This is a genomic window from Limnohabitans sp. INBF003, from assembly GCF_055396645.1.
Genome location: NZ_AP029222.1, coordinates 112,561 through 131,591 on the forward strand (window position 1 = coordinate 112,561; position 19,031 = coordinate 131,591).

Consider the following 19,031-nt stretch of genomic DNA (forward strand, 5'->3'; position numbering starts at 1 on the left):
CTGGCGATAAGACGCATGTGGACCAGAGGCTTTTCGCTTGCAGGGCCAGCTCCTACAGAACCAGGATACGTTCACGTCACATCACGTCAAGTCACGTCGACCGTGAGAGCGCCACATACCTTCGTGCTGCATCCACATTGAAAAAGCTCCGCCAGACTTGCGTTTGGCGGGGCTTTTGACTGGGGCGGTCGCCGATCAGCTCAGCAACGCATTGACCCGCTTCACATAAGCCGCAGGGTCTGCGGGCAAGCCGCCTTCGGCCAGCAGGGCCTGGTCAAACAGGATGTGGGCCAGGTCGTGGAAGTGGACCGAGCCGTCGAGTTTTTTGACCAGCGCGTGCTCGGGGTTGACTTCCAGTAGGGGCTTGACTTCAGGCGCTTGCTGTCCGGCTTGTTTGAGCATGCGGGCCAGTTGCATGCTCATGCCGTCGTCTGTCACCACCAGGCAGGCGGGGCTGTCCACCAGGCGGCTGGTCACGCGCACGTCTTCGGCTTTGTCTTTCAGCGCCTCTTTCAGCTTGGCCAGCACGGGCTTGAAGGTTTCGGCCGCGTCTTCGGCCGCTTTCTTTTCTTCTTCGTCCTGCAGCTTGCCCAGGTCAAACGCGCCCTTGGCCACGCTTTGCAGCGGGGTGCCGTCGAACTCGTGCACGAAGTTCAGTGCCCACTCGTCCACGCGGTCGGTCATCAGCAGCACTTCGATGCCTTTTTTCTTGAACACTTCGAGTTGCGGGCTGTTCTTGGCTGCCGCCAGCGTGTCGGCGGTGATGTAGTAGATCGCGTCCTGGCCTTCTTTCATGCGGGCTTTGTAGTCGGCAAAGCTCACACTCACGGTGTCGCTGGTGGTGGATGCGAAGCGCAGCAGCTTGGTCAGGCGGTCTTTGTTGCCGAAGTCTTCGCCCAGGCCTTCTTTCAGCACCGCACCGAACTCGGCGTAGAACTGGGTGTATTGGCCGAGCTTGGCTTTGTCTTCTTCTGACAAGACATCCGTCACACCGTCCGTGCTTTCAGGTGCCTTGTCGTGTTTGGCCAAGTCTTCCAGCATCGACAGCACGCGCTTGGTGCAGCCTTCGCGGATGGCTTTGACGTCGCGGCTTTCCTGCAGCAGTTCGCGGCTCACGTTCAGGGGCAGGTCGGCGGAATCCACCACGCCCTTCACAAAGCGCAGGTAGCTGGGCATCAGCGCTTCGGCTTCGTCCATGATGAACACGCGCTTGACGTAGAGCTTGATGCCGGCCTTCTTGTCGCGGTTCCACAGGTCTTGCGGCGCTTTGCCGGGGATGTAGAGCAGCTGGGTGTATTCGGTGCTGCCTTCCACGCGGTTGTGCGTCCAGGTCAGCGGGGCTTCAAAGTCGCGGCTGATCTGTTTGTAGAAGTCGGCGTACTGCTCGTCGGTGATGTCTTTCTTGGGGCGGGTCCACAAGGCGCTGGCCTTGTTGATGGTTTCCCACTCGCCGGTCTTGACCATGGCGCCGGGCTGGCGGCCACCTTCTTCATTGTTCGGGTCGATCAGCTCGCCGTCTTTCCACTCTTCCTTTTCCATCAGGATGGGCAGGCTGATGTGGTCGGAGTATTTGCCGACGATCTCTTTCAACTTCCAGGTGTTGGCATATTCCAGCGCCTCTTCGCGCAGGTGCAGGATCACGCTGGTGCCGCGTTCGGCACGGGTGATGGTTTCGACCTCGAAGTCGCCCGTGCCACCGCTGATCCAGCGCACACCTTCCGTTGCTGCAGCGCCTGCGCGGCGGGTTTCGACGGTGATTTTTTCCGCCACGATGAAGCCCGAATAAAAGCCCACACCGAACTGGCCGATCAGCTGCGCGTCCGACTTCTGGTCGCCGCTCAGCTTGCTCATGAAGTCCTTGGTGCCGCTCTTGGCAATGGTGCCCAGGTGGTCAATCGCTTCTTGCGCCGTCATGCCGATGCCGTTGTCGGTGATGGTCAGTGTCTTGGCGGCTTTGTCGAAGGATAAACGCACCTGCAGCTCAGGCGCGTCTTCGTACAGCGCGGCATTGTTGAGCGCTTCAAAGCGCAGCTTATCGCAGGCGTCCGAGGCGTTGGAGATCAGCTCGCGCAGAAAAATCTCTTGGTTGGAATACAGCGAGTGGGTGACCAGGTGCAACAGTTGTGCGACTTCGGCCTGAAAGGCATGGGTTTGTTTGCTCATAGCGGTTTTCAAAAAGTTCAGGGGTCAAAAGGATGAATAACCAAAACGCTGCTTAGCTGAGGGCAGGCGTTTGCATTTCAAGGGGGGTGCGTATTGGCAGTGGCTGGCTTGGGGTTTGTGGGAGGCTGCCCCTGCGGCCGAATGGTCAATGGGGTGCATGGCTTGAATCAAATCAGTGATCTTTGCAGACATTCGCGAGCAGGGGCTCGCTCCCACCAGATCGTGCTCCCGCAAGCCAGCTGCTGACCAAGCTCGTCGTGCTTCAGAACGATTCGTTCGGACCCAAATAGCGCCATGTTCCCGCAGGCATCTGGCCCAGCTGCACATGGCCCATGCGGATGCGCTTGAGGCCCACCACTTTCAGGCCCACTTGTTCGCACATGCGGCGGATCTGGCGCTTCTTGCCTTCGGTCAGCACAAAGCGCAGTTGCTCGGGGTTTTGCCATTCCACTTTGGCGGGCTTGAGGGGTTTGCCGTCCAGGCTCAGGCCGTGGCGCAGGCGCTCGAGCATCGCTTTGGGGAACACGGCTTGCACGTTGGCGCTGACGCGATCGAAGTCGCCAATGGCGGTCAGTTGGTTGGCTTTGCCGCCATAGGTGGCCGATGCGGCCGAGGCAGCAGCGGTGTTCTCGTGGCCGGTGTAGGCCACGCGCACCAAATATTCCTTCTCCATCTCGGAGTCTTCGCCGATCAACTGGCGCGCCACGCGGCCGTCTTGCGTCAGCACCAGCAGGCCGGTGGAGTCGATGTCCAGCCGCCCGGCGGGGGCCAGGCCCCGCAGGTGTGGCGGCGTGAAGCGCAGTTTGGACGGGTCACCGCCCCAGTGGCTGCGCGGGTTGATGAGTGTGATGGCAGGCTCGTGCCCGTCTTCGGCTTGGCCGCTCACATAGCCCATGGGCTTGTGCAGCAAGATGGTCACTTGCCGCTCTTGTTGTTGTTCGGCGGCCTTGTCGACCGTGATGCGGTCCGACAGCGTGACCTGTTGGCCCATGCTGGCGGGCTGGCCGTTGACCAAAACCCAGCCTTGCTCAATCCAGGCATCGGCTTCGCGGCGCGAGCACATGCGCAGCTCGGCCATGCGCTTGTTCAGGCGCGAGGTGCCGGTGGGTGTGGCGGTCTCGCCTTTGCCTTCGGGGCGAGGGGCACGTTTGAAAGCCGGTGGCTGGGTCATGGGTTTACAGGGTCAGAAATGCGCCGGATCGGCAGGTCGCCAATTGTCCCTCTTTTGTTCATTGAAACTGTGCGGTGCGCAGCCCGTTCAAATCCAGAATGCGCAGCCCGCCGTATTCCACACGGATGAGCTGACGCGCTTCAAGCACGCGCAGGGCCTCGTTCACGCGCTGGCGCGACAGGCCCACCAGATAGGCAAGCTCTTGCTGGGTGATGCGCAGCACCTCGCCCACACCCGAAAACAGCACCGGGTTGAACAAGGTGGCCAGGTGCCGCGCCAGGCGCAGTTCGGGGTTGTTCATGCGGTCCAGTTCGCGGGCGGCGATGAACTGCCCCAGCCGTTCATTGAGCTGGTGCATGATGAAACGGTTGAAGCCCAGTGAGTGGTCGATCAGCCAGTGAAAGGTCTCCAGCGGCAGACCTGCCACCACACTGGGTCGCAGGGCCTGGATGTTGTAGCGGTAGACCTCGCGCTTGAGGGCCGTGCCCTCGCCAAACCAGCCACCTGGGGGCACGCCGGTGAAGGTCATGGTCTGGCCGCTTTCGCTGTCGGTGCTCATCTTGAGCAAGCCCGAGATGACACCAAACCAATACGTGACAGGGCGTCCGACGCGGCAGACGTGGTCGCCTGTTTGGGGGTCGCTGACCACCAACTGGGGCACGATCCGATCGCGTTCGTCGCCTCTCAGCAAGGCCAACCAAGGGATTTCTTGCAGCTCGGTGGGGGTCGGGGCGCGTCGGCGCTGGTAAACGCTGGGTTCGGTGGTCATGGCAAGGCGTGCGCGTCAGGAAGTGGTCAGTTGTGCTAGGGGTCTTCCCTGAATTGTCGTTGAAACGACAACTTGACGTCAAACTGGGCCATAGCATCCGTTCTCGAATCAAGACGCATCCGTGTGGGTGTGCCGTTTCAGTTCAAGTTTTGGAGACAGGTCCGGTCATGCAAACAACGTTTCCCCGATTGATGCTCAAGCATGCTGCAGAGCGCCCGAGTGCGCCTGCGCTGCGTGAAAAGGAATACGGCATTTGGCAAACCACGAACTGGGCCGACCTCGCCAGCTTGGTCGAGGCCGTGGCTTGCGGTTTGCACCAGGCGGGCTTGCAGCGCGGTGAGCACCTGATCGTGGTGGGCTCCAACCGCCCACGCCTTTACGCCACCATGTTGGCCGCCCAGTCGTTGGGGGCGATTCCGGTGCCGCTGTACCAGGATGCCGCTGCCGCTGAATGCGTGTTCCCGATCACCAATGCCGAAGTGCGGTTTTGCGTGGTCGAAGACCAAGAGCAGGTCGACAAGATGCTGGAGGTGCGCGAAAAGTGCCCGCAGTTGACGCACATTTATTACGACGACCCGCGCGGTCTGCGCAAGTACACCGAAGACGGCCTGGGCTCGCTCGAAGAGCTGATCGCTGCGGGCGCGGTGTTTGCCAAGCAGCACCCCCAATTTTTCTCTGAAGAAGTCGAAAAAGCCCAACACACCGATGTGGCGGCGATGTTCTTCACATCAGGCACCACCGGCAACCCCAAAGGCGTGGTGCACACGCATGGCTCTTTGACCGACCGTGCCGAGGCCGGTGCCGAGTTTGACAAGCTGACCAACGCAGAAGACGTGCTGGCCTACATGCCCCCGGCTTGGGTGGGCCAGAACATCTTCAGCTACGCGCAGTGGTTGGTCTGCGGCTATGTGGTCAATTGCCCCGAGTCGGCAGCCACGGTGACCATTGACCTGAAAGAGATCGGCCCGACTTATTACTTCGCACCGCCCCGTGTGTTCGAGGGCATGCTGACCAGCGTGATGATCCGCATGGAAGACGCGGGTGCCTTCAAGCGCAAGATGTTCCACGCCTTCATGAACGTGGCCAAAAAAGTGGGCCCCGCCTTGATGGATGGCGAGTCGGTGGGCCTGGTCGATCGCCTGAAATACGCCCTGGGTAACCTGATGGTTTATGGTCCGCTGCGCAACAACCTGGGTTTCAGCCGCGTGCGCGTGGCTTACACCGCAGGCGAGGCGATTGGCCCCGACTTGTTCACCTTCTACCGCTCGATCGGCGTGAACATCAAGCAGCTGTATGGCTCCACCGAAACAGCCGTGTTCGTGTGCCTGCAACCCGACAACGAAGCGCGTGCCGACACCGTGGGTGTGCCTTGCAAAGGCGTGGAGATCAAGGTGGCCGACAACGGCGAAATCCTGGTCAAGTCGCCCGGTTTGCTCAAGGAGTATTACAAGAACCCGGCAGCCACGGCCGAGGTGCTCACGGCTGACGGCTGGTACCACACCAGCGACGCGGGCTTCATTGACTCGCATGGTCACCTCAAGATCATCGACCGCGTGAAAGACGTGGGCCGCATCCAGGGTGGCGCGAATGACGGTGCGATGTTCGCGCCCAAATACGTCGAGAACAAACTCAAGTTTTTCCCACACATCAAAGAGGTCGTGGCCTATGGCGACCAGCGCGAAAAAGTGTGCGTGATGGTCAACATCGACTTCGACGCCGTGGGCAACTGGGCCGAGCGCCGCAACCTGCCTTATGCCGGTTACACCGACCTGGCGCAAAAGCCCGAGGTGTATGAACTCATCCAGGAGTGTGTGGAAAAGGTCAATGCCGATCTGGCCGAAGACGCTTTGTTGGCGGGTAGTCAGGTGTCACGCTTCTTGATCCTGCACAAAGAGCTGGACGCTGACGATGGCGAATTGACCCGCACCAACAAGGTTCGCCGTGGCTTCATTGCCGACAAATACAAACCGCTGGTGGATGGCCTTTATGAAGGCAAAACCGAGCAGTTCATCGAGACGGTGGTGAAGTTTGAAGACGGTCGCAGCGGCAGCGTGAGCGCGACTTTGAAGATTTCCGACGCCAAGACATTCACACCCGTGAAGGCAGCAGCATGACCAAGAAAATCGGCGACGTCATCCTTGACGTCAAGAACATCAGTTTGCGATTCGGTGGCGTCAAGGCGCTGACCGACATCTCTTTCAATGTGCGTGAACACGAAGTGCGCGCCATCATTGGCCCCAACGGTGCCGGTAAAAGCTCGATGCTCAACTGCATCAACGGTGTTTACACGCCGCAAGAGGGCAGCATCACTTTCCGGGGTCAAACCTTTGACCACATGAACAGCCGCCAAGTGGCTGAGATGGGCATTGCCCGCACCTTCCAGAATCTGGCTTTGTTCAAGGGCATGAGCGTGATCGACAACATCATGTCGGGTCGCAACCTCAAGATCAAAAGCAACTTGCTGATGCAGGCTTTGCGCGTGGGCCCAGCCCAGCGCGAGGAAGAAGAACACCGCCAAAAAGTCGAACACATCATTGACTTTCTGGAGATTCAGGCCTTCCGCAAAACCGCTGTGGGCCAGCTGCCTTACGGCTTGCAAAAACGGGTGGATTTGGGCCGCGCTTTGGCCATGGAGCCGCAGGTGCTGCTGCTCGACGAGCCCATGGCCGGCATGAACCTCGAAGAAAAGCAGGACATGTGCCGCTTCATTCTCGATGTGAACGACGAGTTCGGCACCACCGTGGTGCTGATCGAGCACGACATGGGTGTGGTGATGGACATCTCTGACCGCGTGGTGGTGCTGGACTACGGCAAGAAGATTGGCGATGGCTCGCCCGACGAAGTGCGCAACAACGAAGAAGTGATCAGTGCCTATCTGGGCACTTCGCACTGACCGAACCCGCACGAACAAGGATTTAAAGATGGCATTCTTTCTTGAAACATTGCTCGGTGGCCTGATGGCGGGCATGTTGTATTCGCTGGTCGCTTTGGGCTTTGTGCTCATTTTCAAAGCGTCCGGGGTGTTCAACTTTGCCCAGGGCGCCATGGTGCTGTTTGGCGCTTTGTCGATGGCGCGGTTTTCCGAATGGATTCCGCAGTGGACGGGCGTGAACAGTCTGCTGATGGCCAACGTGCTGGCATTTGCCATGGCGGCGGTCGTGATGTTTGTGGTGGCTTGGGCGGTGGAATACCTGGTGCTGCGCCATCTGGTCAATCAGGAAGGCGCGACCTTGCTGATGGCCACCTTGGGCATTGCCTATTTCCTGGAAGGCTTGGGCCAAACCCTGTTTGGCAGCAGCATCTACAAGATCGACATTGGCATGCCCAAAGACCCGGTCTTCATCCTCGAAGGCATGTTCCAGGGCGGTGTGCTGATCAACAAGGAAGACTTTTATGCGGCCTTGATTGCTGCGGCACTGGTCACGTTGTTGACGATCTTCTTCCAGAAAACATCGACAGGCCGCGCCTTGCGTGCGGTGGCCGATGACCACCAGGCCGCGCAGTCGATCGGCATTCCGCTCAACCGCATCTGGGTGATCGTGTGGTGTGTGGCCGGCATCGTGGCTTTGGTGGCCGGCATGATCTGGGGCAGCAAGCTGGGTGTGCAGTTCTCGCTGGCCACGGTGGCCTTGCGGGCCTTGCCTGTGGTGATTTTGGGCGGCTTGACTTCGGTGCCCGGCGCCATCATCGGTGGTCTGATCATCGGTGTGGGTGAAAAACTCTCCGAGGTGTATTTGGGCGGTTTTGTCGGCGGCGGCATCGAGATCTGGTTCGCCTATGTGTTGGCGCTGGGCTTCTTGCTGGTCCGTCCGCAAGGTCTGTTTGGCGAAAAGATCATCGACCGCGTGTAAGGAAAAAATATGTTCTACAGAGAAAACGGTCAATTCAAAACCTCGTACCGGGCGGACCAGCAAATCCTGCCTATCCGGCAAGACCGGGTCGTCATGGCGCTGCTGTTGGTGTTTGCTGTGGCGGTGGTGCCCATGCTGGCTTCCGACTACTTTTTCCGCGCGATCCTGATCCCCTTCCTCATCATGTCGCTGGCGGCTTTGGGTGTGAATATCCTGGTGGGTTACTGCGGTCAGATTTCGCTGGGTTCGGGCGCCTTCATGGCCGTGGGGGCTTATGGCGCTTACAACTTCTTTGTGCGCATTCCGGGCTTGCCTTTGATTCCCGCCTTGATCTTGGGCGGCTTGTGCGCCACGGTGTTCGGCATCTTGTTTGGCTTGCCCAGCTTGCGCGTCAAAGGGCTTTATCTGGCGGTGGCCACATTGGCCGCGCAGTTCTTCAGCGACTGGATGTTCTTGCGCATCAAGTGGCTGACCAACGATTCGCCATCGGGCTCGGTGTCGGTGTCCGAACTGCAAGTGTTTGGCTTGCCGATTGACAGTGCCTTGAGCAAATACTGGTTGTGCTTGGGCGTGCTGATGGTGGTCGCCTTGCTGGCCAAAAACCTGGTGCGCAGCGCCGTGGGCCGCGAGTGGATGGCCATTCGCGACATGGACGTGGCCGCCGCCGTGATTGGCATCCGCCCCATGTACGCCAAGCTGAGTGCGTTTGCGGTGAGCTCGTTCATCGTGGGTGTGGCCGGGGGGCTGTGGGCCTTCATTTACCTGGGTGCCTGGGAGCCAGCGGCTTTCTCGGTGGACATTTCTTTCCGCCTGTTGTTCATGGTGATCATTGGCGGCCTGGGTTCCATCTTGGGCGGTTTTCTGGGCGCGGCCTTCATCACCTTGCTGCCGATTGCGCTGAGCCAGATCCTGCCTGCTTTGGCGGCCTTGGTCGGGTTTGAAATTTCCACTGCCGGTGTGTCGCATGCCGAGTTGATGATTTTTGGCGGCTTGATCGTGTGGTTCCTGATCGTGGAACCGCATGGCCTGGCCAAGCTGTGGTCGATTGCCAAGCAAAAGCTGCGCTTGTGGCCATTCCCCCATTGAGTTTGTGGATGGTTTTTGGTTTTGTGTGTGGGTTTTTATTTTTCTAAGGAGACAAGCATGAAGATGCGTGATTTGATTTTGGCCGTGGCCGCTGTGGCAACCGCTGCATCGTCGCTGGTGGCGACATCCGTTCAGGCGCAAGCCAAGGAACAGTTTTTTCCGTTGCTGTCTTACCGCACCGGTCCTTATGCCCCCAACGGCATCCCATGGGCCAACGGCAAGCAGGATTACCTCAAGCTGATCAATGCACGCGATGGCGGCATCAACGGCGTGAAGATCACTTTTGAAGAGTGCGAAACCGGCTACGCCACCGACCGTGGTGTGGAGTGCTATGAGCGCCTGAAAGGCCGCCCTGGCGTGGCTTTGTTTGACCCCCAAGCCACCGGCATCACCTTTGCGTTGACCGAAAAAGCGCCTGCAGACAAGGTGCCTTTGATCACCTTGGGTTATGGCCTGTCGATCGCCCAAGACGGCATGGCCTTCAAATGGAACTTCCCCTTGATGGGCAGCTACTGGACCGGTGCTGACATTTTGGTGCAGCACTTGGGCAAGAAAGAAGGCGGCCTGGACAAGCTCAAAGGCAAGAAGATCGCCTTGGTGTACCACGACTCGCCATTCGGCAAAGAGCCTATTCCTTTGTTGCAAGAGCGCGCCAAGATGCACGGCTTCGAGTTGCAACTGATCCCCGTGACCGCGCCTGGCGTGGAGCAAAAGTCGGCCTGGTTGCAAGTGCGCCAAAGCCGTCCTGACTACGTGATGCTGTGGGGCTGGGGTGTGATGAACTCCACCGCCTTGAAGGAAGCACAAGCCACAGGCTACCCCCGCGAAAAAATGTATGGCGTGTGGTGGGCCGGTGCCGAACCTGACGTCAAGGACGTGGGCGAAGGTGCCAAGGGCTACAACGCGCTGGCTTTGAACACTTCGGGCACACAACCCAAAGTCATTCAGGACATCCTGAAGAACGTGCACGCCAAGAGCCAGGGCTCAGGTCCCAAAGACGAAGTCGGTCAAGTGCTCTATACCCGTGGCGTGATCATCGGCATGTTGGGTGTTGAGGCGGTGCGCCGTGCGCAAGAGCGTTTTGGCAAGGGCAAGGTCATGACCGGTGAGCAAGTGCGCTGGGGTCTGGAGAACCTGAACCTGGACCAAAAGCGTCTGGACGCCATGGGCTTCACAGGCATCATGCAGCCGCTGTCGACATCGTGTGCCGACCACATGGGTTCTACCGCTGCCCGCGTGCAAACCTGGGACGGCAGCAAGTGGAACTTCACTTCGGACTTCATTCAGGCCGATGAGCAAATCTTGAAGCCCATGGTCAAGGCCGGTGCTGACAAGTACCTGGCCGACAAGAAGATGACACGCCGCGCCCCTGCGGATTGCCAGTCTTAAACCACTGAGGTTGATGGCTCGCGCTTTGGCGTGAGCCGTCAACTGAAAGACCAGCCTTGGTGACTTGTCTTTCAGTTGATTCAAACAGGCCGCACATGAACGATTCAAACATCATTCTCAACGTCAATGGCATCGAAGTCATTTACAACCACGTCATCCTGGTGCTCAAGGGCGTGTCCCTGCAAGTGCCCGAGCGGGGCATTGTGGCCTTGCTGGGGGGCAACGGTGCTGGCAAGACCACCACGCTGCGGGCCATCTCCAACTTGCTCAAGGGTGAGCGGGGCGAAGTCACCAAAGGCTCCATCGAGCTGCGGGGCGAGCGCATCGAGAACCTCTCGCCCGCTGACCTGGTCAACCGGGGCGTGGTGCAGGTGATGGAAGGCCGCCACTGCTTTGCCCACCTGACCATCGAAGAAAACCTGATGACCGGCAGCTACACCCGCACCGACAAGGGCGAGATCGCGGCCAACCTGGAAAAGGTCTACAACTACTTCCCCCGCCTCAAAACCCGCCGCACTTCGCAAGCGGCCTACACCTCGGGTGGCGAGCAGCAGATGTGCGCCATTGGCCGAGCCCTGATGTCCAACCCGAACATGGTTTTGCTGGACGAGCCCTCGATGGGCCTGGCCCCGCAGATCGTCGAAGAAGTGTTCAACATCGTGAAGGATTTGAACGAGAAGGAAAAGGTCACCTTCCTGATTGCCGAGCAGAACACCAACATGGCCCTGAAGTACGCCGACTACGGCTACATCATGGAGTCGGGCCGGGTGGTGATGGACGGCGCGGCCGAAGACCTGCGCACCAACGAAGACGTGAAAGAGTTTTACCTGGGTGTGGGCGGCGGTGAGCGCAAGAGCTTCAAGGACGTGAAAAGCTACAAACGCCGCAAGCGCTGGTTGGCTTGAGGGGTTAGGAAGTCCGAGACTTCTTCCCCTGTGGGAGCGCGCCCCTGCGCGCGAATGCCCCACCCGCACAACCGTTTTTCGCGCGCAGGGGCGCGCTCCCACAAAGATCTGTCTGCACCCATGACGCACTACGACGCCCTCGAAACCCGCAGCCCGCATGAGCGCGAAGCCGCCCTGATGGCCGCATTGCCCGCGCAGGTCGCGCATGCCAAAGCCCACGCACCGGCCTTTGCCGATGTGCTCAAGGACGTGGATGCCGCCAGCATCAACAGCCGCGCTGCGCTGGCCCGTTTGCCGGTGATTCGTAAATACGAATTGCTCGAACGTCAAAAAGCCGCTCGTGCTGCGGGCGGTAATGTGTTTGGCGGCTTCAGCACGCTGGGTTTTGGCCAAGGCATGACCCGCGTGTTTGCCAGCCCCGGCACGATTTATGAGCCCGAAGGCACGCGCGCCGATTACTGGCGCATGGCGCGAACCATGTTTGCAGCTGGCTTTCGCCCTGGCGAGTTGATCCACAACTGCTTCAGTTACCACTTCACACCCGCCGGCTCAATGATGGAAACAGGTGCACACGCATTGGGTTGCACCGTGTTTCCGGGCGGCATCGGCCAGACCGAGCAGCAAGTGGGCGCCATGGCCGAGTTGCAGCCTGCGGGCTACATCGGCACGCCCAGCTTTTTGAAAATCATCCTCGAAAAAGCCGCCGAGATGGGCGTGGCCCTGCCCAGCGTGCGCAAGGCGCTGGTGTCGGGGGAGGCCTTTCCGCCCAGCTTGCGCGACTGGATGACGGCCCATGGCGTGGACGCCTACCAGTGCTACGCCACGGCCGACGTGGGATTGATCGCTTATGAAACCGCGTCGCGTGAAGGCCTCGTGCTGGACGAGGGCGTGCTGGTTGAGATCGTGCGCCCCGGTACGGGCGATCCTGTGCCCGAAGGTGAGGTGGGTGAGTTGGTCATCACCACGTTCAATCCCGATTACCCGCTGATCCGTTTTGGCACGGGCGACTTGTCGGCCATTCTGCCGGGCACTTGTCCTACGGGTCGCACCGGCCAGCGCATCAAAGGCTGGATGGGGCGGGCTGACCAGACCACCAAGATTCGCGGCATGTTTGTGCACCCCGGTCAGGTGGCCGAGATCGTCAAACGATTTCCTGAGGTCACCAAAGCCCGTTTGGTGGTGACGGGCGAGATGGCCAATGACCAGATGGCCCTGCACGTCGAGACCGATCGCTTGAGCGACGATACACTCAAGGCCCGGGTGTCCGACGCCGTGCGCGATGTGACCAAATTGCGTGGTGAAGTCCACCTGGTGGCGCAGGGCAGCCTGGCCAACGATGGCAAGGTCATTGAGGACGCCCGCAGTTACCAGTGAGCGCGACGGGGTCACATGGTTGGCCCATGACCTTGTTTTCGGCGGGAAATTAGGGAAAGCGTCTAAGTATTTTCCGCCATGGCAAGCCCTAACTTTGGTTCTAGACTACACAATTAATTTTGGGGTTTAGAAATGAAAAAAATGCTTGCTTTGGCCGCACTGGCTGCTGTTTCTTTGGGCGCTCAAGCCCAAACTTACCCTGGCACCAAACCGATTTCGATTGTGGTGCCTTTCACCGCCGGTGGCCCGACGGACCGTGTGGCCCGTGACTTGGCCGAAGCCATGCGCAAACAAATTCCCGGCAGCAATTTCGTGGTCGAAAACGCTGCAGGCGCTGGCGGCACGATCGGTGCCACCAAGGTGGCCAAAGCCGCGCCCGATGGCCACTCGCTCTTGTTGTTTCACATCGGCATGGCCGCCACGCCTGCGCTGTACCGCAAGATCGCCTACAAGCCACTGGAAGACTTCGAGTTCCTGGGCATGGTCAACGATGTGCCCATGACCTTGATCGGCAAGCCCCAGTTGCCTGCCAACACTTACCGCGATTTTGAAAACTACATCCGCACCAATTCAGGCAAGTTGAACATCGCCCACGCTGGCTTGGGTTCTGCTTCGCACATTTGCGGCCTGCTGTGGCAAGCCAACCTGCAGACCAAAGATGCGATGACCACCATCCCGTTCAGCGGCACGGCACCCGCCATGACCGCACTGATCGGCGGCCAGGTCGACGTGATGTGCGACCAGACCACCAACACCACCCAGCAAATCGAATCGGGTCGCGTGAAGGCGTTTGCCGTGACCACCGCCAAGCCTTTGACGACGCACGCGGTGCTCAAGCACTACCCCAGCTTGCAAGAGATGGGCTTGAAGGGTTTCAACCTGACCATCTGGCACGGTTTGTACGCCCCCAAAGGCACACCGGCTGCGATCACCAAGACGCTGAACGATGCCTTGAAGAAAGCCTTGAAAGACCCCGAGTTCATCAAGAAGAACGAAGGCCTGGGCGCTTTGGTGGTGACGGACAACCGCACCGACCCGGCTGAGCACAAGAAGTTTGTGGCCGCCGAAATGGTCAAGATCAAGACCGCTGTGGATGCTGCAGGCAAGTACGCCGACTGATGGTTGGTTTGACCTCATGAAAAAGCCGCTCTAAGGAGCGGCTTTTTCTTTGGGCACTCGGGCCAGTCATGGGCGCAGCCGTCAATACGCAAACCGTTCGCTGCCCACAATGCCCAGTTGGGTCAGGCCGGCGCGTTGGGCCCCGGCCAGCACGGCGGCAGCGGCTGCGTATTTGGCCTTGGCATGCGAGCGAATGTGCAGCTCCGGCTGGGGCTGCAAGGCGGCGGCTTCTGAAAGCTTGGCTTCCAGTGCGGCCCTGTCAGCCAGCACTTGACCGTTCCAGCGCATGCTGGCGTCCGCTTCGATGTCGATCCGGATCACCACGGGGTCGGTTTTTTGGGGTGTGGTGGTGGCCACGGGCATGTCCAGATTGACCGAGTGCAATTGCGCCGGGATGGTGATGATCAGCATGATGAGCAGCACCAGCATCACGTCGATCAGTGGCGTGGTGTTGATGTCCATCATCACTTCAGGTTCGTCGCTGTTGCCAGTGCCCAGATTCATGGCCATGTGTGTGTCCTTGGGTTTCTCAGGCCTTAAGGGGCCGGGTCGGTGATGAAGCCGACTTTGGTGATGCCCGCGCGTTGCACCGCATACATGACCCGACCGACCGATTCAAAGTCACTTTGTGCATCGCCCCGGATTTGCACTTCGGGCTGCGGCTTCATGGCTGAAAACTTCTTCATCCGTGCCAGCAGATCGGCGGGGTTTTTGACTGGCGTGTCGTACAGGTAAATCTGCCCCGCCTTGCTGACCGAGATGATCACGTTTTCTGGTTTGGTTTCGCGCACCACATTCGCCTCTTTGGGCAAATCCACCTTGATGGACGTGGTGACCACCGGGATGGTGATCAGGAAAATGATCAGCAGCACCAGCATCACGTCCACCAGGGGCGTGGTGTTGATGGTGCCCATCACCTCGTCTTCGTCGCTTGACCCCAGGCTGGGGCCCAGGTTCATGGCCATGGTGGATTCCCGTTCAAGAGCATGGCAGGTGTCACTTCTTGGCCGATGCCAACAACACAGCGTGCAGGTCGGAGCCAAAGGCGTTGACTTCTTCCATCGCCGCCTTGTTGCGGCGCACCAGCCAGTTGTAGCCCAGCACCGCAGGCACGGCCACGGCCAGACCGATGGCGGTCATGATCAGGGCTTCGCCCACGGGGCCGGCCACTTTGTCGATGCTGGCTTGGCCGGACATGCCGATTTTGACCAACGCATGGTAGATGCCCCACACGGTGCCAAACAAGCCGACAAAGGGGGCTGTCGAGCCCACGGTGGCCAGCACCGCCAAGCCATCCTGCATGCGGCTTTGTACCGTGCCCATGGCCCGCTGGATGCTCATCGTTACCCAGGTGTTGAAGTCCACCGTGCCCAGCAAGCCATCGTGTTTGGAGGCACCTTCGAGGCCTTTTTCGGCAATGAACCGGAAAGGGCTGGCGGCGTCCAGCGCATCGGTTGCCTGTCGAAGCGAGCCCGCGTTCCAGAAGTTGGCCTGGGCTACTTTGGCCATTTTTTGCAATCTCGATTGCTCACGGAATTTGGTGACGATCACATACCAGCTGCCCATGCTCATGAGCACCAAAATCAGCAGTGTGCCTTTGGCGATGGCATCGCCCTGGGACCACAAGGCACCCAGGCCGTAGGGGTTGTCTTCGGTGGGGGCGGTGGCTTCGGGGGTTAAGGTGGTGGTGGCAGGGGCCACCGTGGCGCTGGATGTCGGCGCTGCGGTATCGCTGGTGGGGGCGGCCCCGCTGTGACCTGCCAGCAGCAAACCGGTCAGCAAAGCGGCACCCACCAAGGTGTTTTTAAAAGCGGTGAACATGGGTGAAATTCCTTTTCGCGGTAGTCATGGTGCGTATGGGGTGCGTGTGGGGTGCAGTGTGTTCGGTGGCGTCTGGGGGGCGCGTGGCCTTATTCCAGACGCCAAACGTATCGGATGGTGGTCCAGGCTTGCTCGGGTTTGCCGTCCAGCGTGGCTGGACGGAACTGGCATTTGGACAAACCGGCGCGGGCCGCTTCGTCGAGGCGTTTGTAGCCCGAACTTTTCTCAATTTCGGACTGGATGACCTTGCCGTCTGTGCCCACGAGAAAACGCAGAGCCACAGTGCCTTCTTCTTCCATGCGCTTGGAGGCGCTGGGGTATTCGGGTTTTTCACACTGTGCGACGTTGACGCCCGCTGCCGTGCGCGTGGGTGCCGTTGCTCGAGCGGGGGCTGCGGGCGCAGGGACAGATGGGCTTGCTGGCGTCTGAGGTGCAGCGCTCACGGCCGCAATCGCATTGGGTGAGGCGGGTGCGACCGGCGCTTCGATGGGCGGCACCACGGTGGGCTGTGGCGGGCTGTTCTTCGGCGGCGTTGGCACAGGTGGTGTGGGCGGGGCCGGGGGCGGCGGCAAGGGCGGCAGTTGGGGGCGATTTTCTTCCAGCAAAAGGGCCTGCACCACGGTCGGCATTTTTGGGGGCGCGGTTTGGTTCAAGCCCATTTGAATGGCACCCAACAACACCCCATGCAAAACCACGACGACCGTCAAACCGACCAGCTTGCGCTTCGGTGGGGTGGGACGGTAAGTGGCTGCGTTCATCAATCAAATGCCCTGGATATTGAACCTGTATTTTGCGGGATAAATCCCCTGCCATAGCGCTGAAAACAGGAATCCTTTACCGCATGGAGCATCAGGGGGCGCGGGTGATTTGAAAGTCTTGACGGGCTTGCCCTGCCCGCACCCTTTGGCCTTGAATTTGCTGCCCGCAGCCCCGGGCGGGCAGGCTGCCCAGCCAGGTGGCGGCGATGCGCTGGCCATCGTGTGATTCTTCGAGGGTGAACTCGCCATCGTCCAGATCCGCGACCACGGCGTAGCGCAGCTGGCCTTGTGTCAATTCGCCGCGCAGGCTGCCTTGGTGTTCCGGGTGCGGTCCCAGGGCCAGGGCCCACGGGGCTTCGTTGCCCACTTGAGCCACCCACTGGCCATGCAGCATCTCGGCCGATATGTCTTGTGCCGACGGGCAATCGGTGCGCGTGGGCAGTGCATTGCAAGCGCTCAGGGCCAGCAAGGCCACCAGGCTGAAAAGCCCAGCAAGCGTCGTGCGTGGTGTCATGGTTTGGCCTCCGCTGCGGCATCGGCTGCGCGTTTGGCAAATTCGGCACGCAAGGCCTTGAGCTTTTCGCGCGGGTCTTCTTTGACGGTGTTTTCGTCCAGCCGCATTTCGGCAATGAAGCGGCTGGGCAGGGCAGCCACGGTTTCGCGTCCTTTTTTGCGACGCTTGGTCCAGCTCACGGCCAGGCTGCGCTGGGCGCGGGTGATGCCCACGTACATCAGGCGGCGCTCTTCTTGCAGGCGCAGCAAAATGCCCTCGCTCATCGGGCCGTCGGCCTTGCCCGAGTGCGCTTCGTCGTCCCCCAGCTTGAAGGGCAGCAAGCCTTCGTTCACGCCCACCAGGATCACATGCGGCCACTCGAGACCCTTGGAGGCATGCAGGGTCGAGAGCGTGACCACGTTCTGGTCTTTCTCGCGTTCGCTCAAGGTCGAGATCAAAGAAATGGTTTGCGCCACATCCAGCAGGTTTTTGGTCTCGGTGGCCTGGGCACCCGTGGCGTCTTCGATCTCGCCGCCGCAGCGCCCGGCCATCCAGTCGCAAAATTCCAGCACGTTGGTCCAGCGGGCCGAGGCTACTTTTTCGTTCTCTTCGCCGTCATACAGGTGCGACTCGTAGCCAATCTCTTTGAGCCATTCCAGCAAGAAAGCCAGTGCGTCCGTTTTGCCCAAAGTGTGGCGGGCGCGGTGCTCCAGGTCGTTGATGTAGCGGCCAAACTCGTGCAGGCCGTCCACGGCGCGGGTGTTCACCGCGCTGGGCAGGCTGCCCGCAAACAAAGCCTCGAACAGGCTCAGTTTGTATTGCGTGGCAAAGGTGCCCAGCTGGCCCAGCGTCTGGTGGCCAATGCCGCGTTTGGGGCTGGTGATGGCCCGCAAAAACGCCGGGTCGTCGTCGTTGTTGATCCACAGGCGAAACCAGGCGCACAAGTCCTTGATCTCGGCCTTGTCAAAAAAGCTCTGCCCGCCCGACACCTTGTAAGGGATGTTGGCGCGGCGCAGCGCCTGCTCGAACGGCCGTGCCATGTGGTTGGCGCGGTACAGGATGGCAAAGTCCTTGAACTCGCGGTGTTTGGACGGGTTGACCTGGCCGCCGCGAATCGATTGGATGCGGGCAATGGCTCGGTCGGCTTCGTGCTCTTCGTTGACCGCATCGACCACGCGCACCGGTTCGCCCTCGCCCAGCTCAGAAAACAGCGTTTTGGGGAACAGCTTGGGGTTGGGCTGGATCACGTTGTTGGCCGCCCGCAAGATCGCGCTGGTGGAGCGGTAGTTCTGCTCCAGCTTGATCACCTTCAGGTTCGGAAAATCCACCGGCAGCCGTTTGAGGTTGTCCAGCGTGGCCCCGCGCCAGCCGTAGATCGACTGGTCGTCGTCGCCCACCGCCGTGAAGCGGGCCCGTTCGCCCACCAAGTGTTTCAGCACCTCGTATTGGGTGGCATTGGTGTCCTGGTATTCGTCCACCAGCACATGGCCCATCTTGGCCTGCCAGCGCTCGCGCACCTCGGGGTAGTCGGCCAGCAGCTTCAGGGGCATGCCGATCAGGTCGTCAAAGTCCACGCTCTGGTAAGCCGTCAACCGCTCTTGGTACAGCGCCATGATGCGGGCGATCACCCGGGCGTTGTCGTCAGGCGCTTGGGCTGCGGCCTGCTCGGCGTTCAGCCCCATGTTCTTCCACAGGCTGATCGTCCATTGCCACTGGCGGGCCGTGGCCGCGTCGGTGGTGCCGCCGCAATCTTTCAAAATGCTGGTCACATCGTCCGCATCCATGATGCTGAACTGGGGTTTCAGGCCCAGCACCGCCCCGTCTTCGCGCATGATGCGCACGCCCAAAGCGTGGAAGGTGCAGATCAGCACATCCTTGGCGGCGCGGCCAATCAGTTGCTTGGCGCGTTCGCGCATTTCAGCGGCGGCCTTGTTGGTGAAGGTGATGGCCGCAATGCGCTTGGGCTCCAGCCCGGCTTCGATCAGCCGTCCGATCTTGTGCGTGATCACGCGCGTCTTGCCCGAACCCGCCCCGGCCAACACTAGGCAGGGCCCTGAGACATAGTTCACGGCTTCGAGTTGGGCGTTGTTGAGTCCGGCTGACATGGGTGTGGGGTGGGGGAAATGGGGATG

17 protein-coding genes are annotated in these 19,031 nt (G+C 60.2%); 8 read left to right on the top strand and 9 right to left on the bottom strand.

Annotation, left to right across the window (positions count from 1 at the left end; genetic code table 11):
• Positions 1–195: 195 nt before the first annotated feature.
• The 3 genes from htpG to ACZ5VE_RS00570 form a co-directional block, all read right to left on the bottom strand.
• Entirely contained in the window at positions 196–2,163 is a 1,968-nt protein-coding gene (htpG, locus tag ACZ5VE_RS00560) for a molecular chaperone HtpG (RefSeq protein ID WP_464456161.1), read from the bottom strand.
• A gap of 262 nt (positions 2,164–2,425) precedes the next feature.
• Positions 2,426–3,334, bottom strand: coding sequence for a pseudouridine synthase (locus ACZ5VE_RS00565; protein WP_464456162.1), 909 nt, complete (start codon positions 3,332–3,334; stop codon positions 2,426–2,428).
• Between the two features lie 58 nt (positions 3,335–3,392).
• Entirely contained in the window at positions 3,393–4,103 is a 711-nt protein-coding gene (locus ACZ5VE_RS00570; protein ID WP_464456163.1) for a Crp/Fnr family transcriptional regulator, read from the bottom strand.
• Positions 4,104–4,270: 167 nt separating this feature from the next.
• On the opposite strand from ACZ5VE_RS00570, the gene ACZ5VE_RS00575 reads away from it, so the two are divergent.
• The 8 genes from ACZ5VE_RS00575 to ACZ5VE_RS00610 all read left to right on the top strand — a co-directional run bounded on the left by ACZ5VE_RS00575 (position 4,271) and on the right by ACZ5VE_RS00610 (position 13,827).
• Positions 4,271–6,217, top strand: coding sequence for an AMP-dependent synthetase/ligase (locus ACZ5VE_RS00575; protein WP_464456164.1), 1,947 nt, complete (start codon positions 4,271–4,273; stop codon positions 6,215–6,217).
• Positions 6,214–6,996 (top strand): ABC transporter ATP-binding protein, encoded by a 783-nt coding sequence (locus ACZ5VE_RS00580; RefSeq protein ID WP_464456165.1) that lies wholly within the window; start codon positions 6,214–6,216, stop codon positions 6,994–6,996. Before ACZ5VE_RS00575 ends, ACZ5VE_RS00580 begins: the two co-directional genes overlap by 4 nt.
• A gap of 28 nt (positions 6,997–7,024) precedes the next feature.
• Positions 7,025–7,954 (top strand): branched-chain amino acid ABC transporter permease, encoded by a 930-nt coding sequence (locus ACZ5VE_RS00585; RefSeq protein ID WP_464456166.1) that lies wholly within the window; start codon positions 7,025–7,027, stop codon positions 7,952–7,954.
• 9 nt (positions 7,955–7,963) lie between these two features.
• Positions 7,964–9,040, top strand: coding sequence for a branched-chain amino acid ABC transporter permease (locus ACZ5VE_RS00590; protein ID WP_464456167.1), 1,077 nt, complete (start codon positions 7,964–7,966; stop codon positions 9,038–9,040).
• 57 nt (positions 9,041–9,097) lie between these two features.
• The gene (locus ACZ5VE_RS00595) at positions 9,098–10,429 is read left to right on the top strand and encodes an ABC transporter substrate-binding protein (RefSeq protein WP_464456168.1); all 1,332 of its coding nucleotides are present in this window, start codon (positions 9,098–9,100) and stop codon (positions 10,427–10,429) included.
• A 95-nt stretch (positions 10,430–10,524) separates the two neighbouring features.
• Positions 10,525–11,334 (top strand): ABC transporter ATP-binding protein, encoded by an 810-nt coding sequence (locus tag ACZ5VE_RS00600; RefSeq protein WP_108285282.1) that lies wholly within the window; start codon positions 10,525–10,527, stop codon positions 11,332–11,334.
• 120 nt (positions 11,335–11,454) lie between these two features.
• The gene (locus ACZ5VE_RS00605; protein ID WP_464456169.1) at positions 11,455–12,708 is read left to right on the top strand and encodes a phenylacetate--CoA ligase family protein; all 1,254 of its coding nucleotides are present in this window, start codon (positions 11,455–11,457) and stop codon (positions 12,706–12,708) included.
• A 132-nt stretch (positions 12,709–12,840) separates the two neighbouring features.
• Positions 12,841–13,827 (top strand): tripartite tricarboxylate transporter substrate-binding protein, encoded by a 987-nt coding sequence (locus ACZ5VE_RS00610; protein WP_464456170.1) that lies wholly within the window; start codon positions 12,841–12,843, stop codon positions 13,825–13,827.
• An 81-nt stretch (positions 13,828–13,908) separates the two neighbouring features.
• Here ACZ5VE_RS00610 and ACZ5VE_RS00615 read toward each other — a convergent pair whose 3' ends face one another.
• The 6 genes from ACZ5VE_RS00615 to ACZ5VE_RS00640 all read right to left on the bottom strand — a co-directional run bounded on the left by ACZ5VE_RS00615 (position 13,909) and on the right by ACZ5VE_RS00640 (position 19,004).
• Positions 13,909–14,337 carry an ExbD/TolR family protein gene (locus ACZ5VE_RS00615; protein ID WP_464456171.1) on the bottom strand — a complete coding sequence of 143 codons (429 nt, stop codon included), beginning with the start codon at positions 14,335–14,337 and terminating at the stop codon, positions 13,909–13,911.
• 26 nt (positions 14,338–14,363) lie between these two features.
• Positions 14,364–14,792: an ExbD/TolR family protein gene (locus ACZ5VE_RS00620; RefSeq protein WP_464456172.1), complete on the bottom strand. Its 429-nt coding sequence runs from the start codon at positions 14,790–14,792 to the stop codon at positions 14,364–14,366.
• Between the two features lie 31 nt (positions 14,793–14,823).
• Entirely contained in the window at positions 14,824–15,648 is an 825-nt protein-coding gene (locus ACZ5VE_RS00625) for a MotA/TolQ/ExbB proton channel family protein (protein ID WP_464456173.1), read from the bottom strand.
• Positions 15,649–15,737: 89 nt separating this feature from the next.
• Positions 15,738–16,406, bottom strand: coding sequence for an energy transducer TonB (locus ACZ5VE_RS00630; protein WP_464456174.1), 669 nt, complete (start codon positions 16,404–16,406; stop codon positions 15,738–15,740).
• A 91-nt stretch (positions 16,407–16,497) separates the two neighbouring features.
• Positions 16,498–16,920, bottom strand: coding sequence for a hypothetical protein (locus ACZ5VE_RS00635; RefSeq protein WP_464456175.1), 423 nt, complete (start codon positions 16,918–16,920; stop codon positions 16,498–16,500).
• The gene (locus tag ACZ5VE_RS00640) at positions 16,917–19,004 is read right to left on the bottom strand and encodes an ATP-dependent helicase (protein WP_464456176.1); all 2,088 of its coding nucleotides are present in this window, start codon (positions 19,002–19,004) and stop codon (positions 16,917–16,919) included. The genes ACZ5VE_RS00635 and ACZ5VE_RS00640 overlap by 4 nt, the downstream gene beginning before the upstream one ends.
• Between the last annotated feature and the right edge of the window lie 27 nt (positions 19,005–19,031).

Excerpts from the sequence above, each read along its gene's own strand:
- ACZ5VE_RS00615 (WP_464456171.1), bottom strand. The coding sequence starts at position 14,337 with ATGGCCATGAATCTGGGCACTGGCAACAGCGACGAACCTGAAGTGATG.
- ACZ5VE_RS00605 (WP_464456169.1), top strand. The coding sequence starts at position 11,455 with ATGACGCACTACGACGCCCTCGAAACCCGCAGCCCGCATGAGCGCGAA.
- ACZ5VE_RS00590 (WP_464456167.1), top strand. The coding sequence starts at position 7,964 with ATGTTCTACAGAGAAAACGGTCAATTCAAAACCTCGTACCGGGCGGAC.
- ACZ5VE_RS00575 (WP_464456164.1), top strand. The coding sequence starts at position 4,271 with ATGCAAACAACGTTTCCCCGATTGATGCTCAAGCATGCTGCAGAGCGC.
- ACZ5VE_RS00595 (WP_464456168.1), top strand. The coding sequence starts at position 9,098 with ATGAAGATGCGTGATTTGATTTTGGCCGTGGCCGCTGTGGCAACCGCT.
- ACZ5VE_RS00570 (WP_464456163.1), bottom strand. The coding sequence starts at position 4,103 with ATGACCACCGAACCCAGCGTTTACCAGCGCCGACGCGCCCCGACCCCC.
- ACZ5VE_RS00630 (WP_464456174.1), bottom strand. The coding sequence starts at position 16,406 with ATGAACGCAGCCACTTACCGTCCCACCCCACCGAAGCGCAAGCTGGTC.
- ACZ5VE_RS00635 (WP_464456175.1), bottom strand. The coding sequence starts at position 16,920 with ATGACACCACGCACGACGCTTGCTGGGCTTTTCAGCCTGGTGGCCTTG.
- ACZ5VE_RS00565 (WP_464456162.1), bottom strand. The coding sequence starts at position 3,334 with ATGACCCAGCCACCGGCTTTCAAACGTGCCCCTCGCCCCGAAGGCAAA.
- ACZ5VE_RS00620 (WP_464456172.1), bottom strand. The coding sequence starts at position 14,792 with ATGGCCATGAACCTGGGCCCCAGCCTGGGGTCAAGCGACGAAGACGAG.
- ACZ5VE_RS00625 (WP_464456173.1), bottom strand. The coding sequence starts at position 15,648 with ATGTTCACCGCTTTTAAAAACACCTTGGTGGGTGCCGCTTTGCTGACC.
- ACZ5VE_RS00640 (WP_464456176.1), bottom strand. The coding sequence starts at position 19,004 with ATGTCAGCCGGACTCAACAACGCCCAACTCGAAGCCGTGAACTATGTC.
- ACZ5VE_RS00600 (WP_108285282.1), top strand. The coding sequence starts at position 10,525 with ATGAACGATTCAAACATCATTCTCAACGTCAATGGCATCGAAGTCATT.
- htpG (WP_464456161.1), bottom strand. The coding sequence starts at position 2,163 with ATGAGCAAACAAACCCATGCCTTTCAGGCCGAAGTCGCACAACTGTTG.
- ACZ5VE_RS00580 (WP_464456165.1), top strand. The coding sequence starts at position 6,214 with ATGACCAAGAAAATCGGCGACGTCATCCTTGACGTCAAGAACATCAGT.
- ACZ5VE_RS00610 (WP_464456170.1), top strand. The coding sequence starts at position 12,841 with ATGAAAAAAATGCTTGCTTTGGCCGCACTGGCTGCTGTTTCTTTGGGC.
- ACZ5VE_RS00585 (WP_464456166.1), top strand. The coding sequence starts at position 7,025 with ATGGCATTCTTTCTTGAAACATTGCTCGGTGGCCTGATGGCGGGCATG.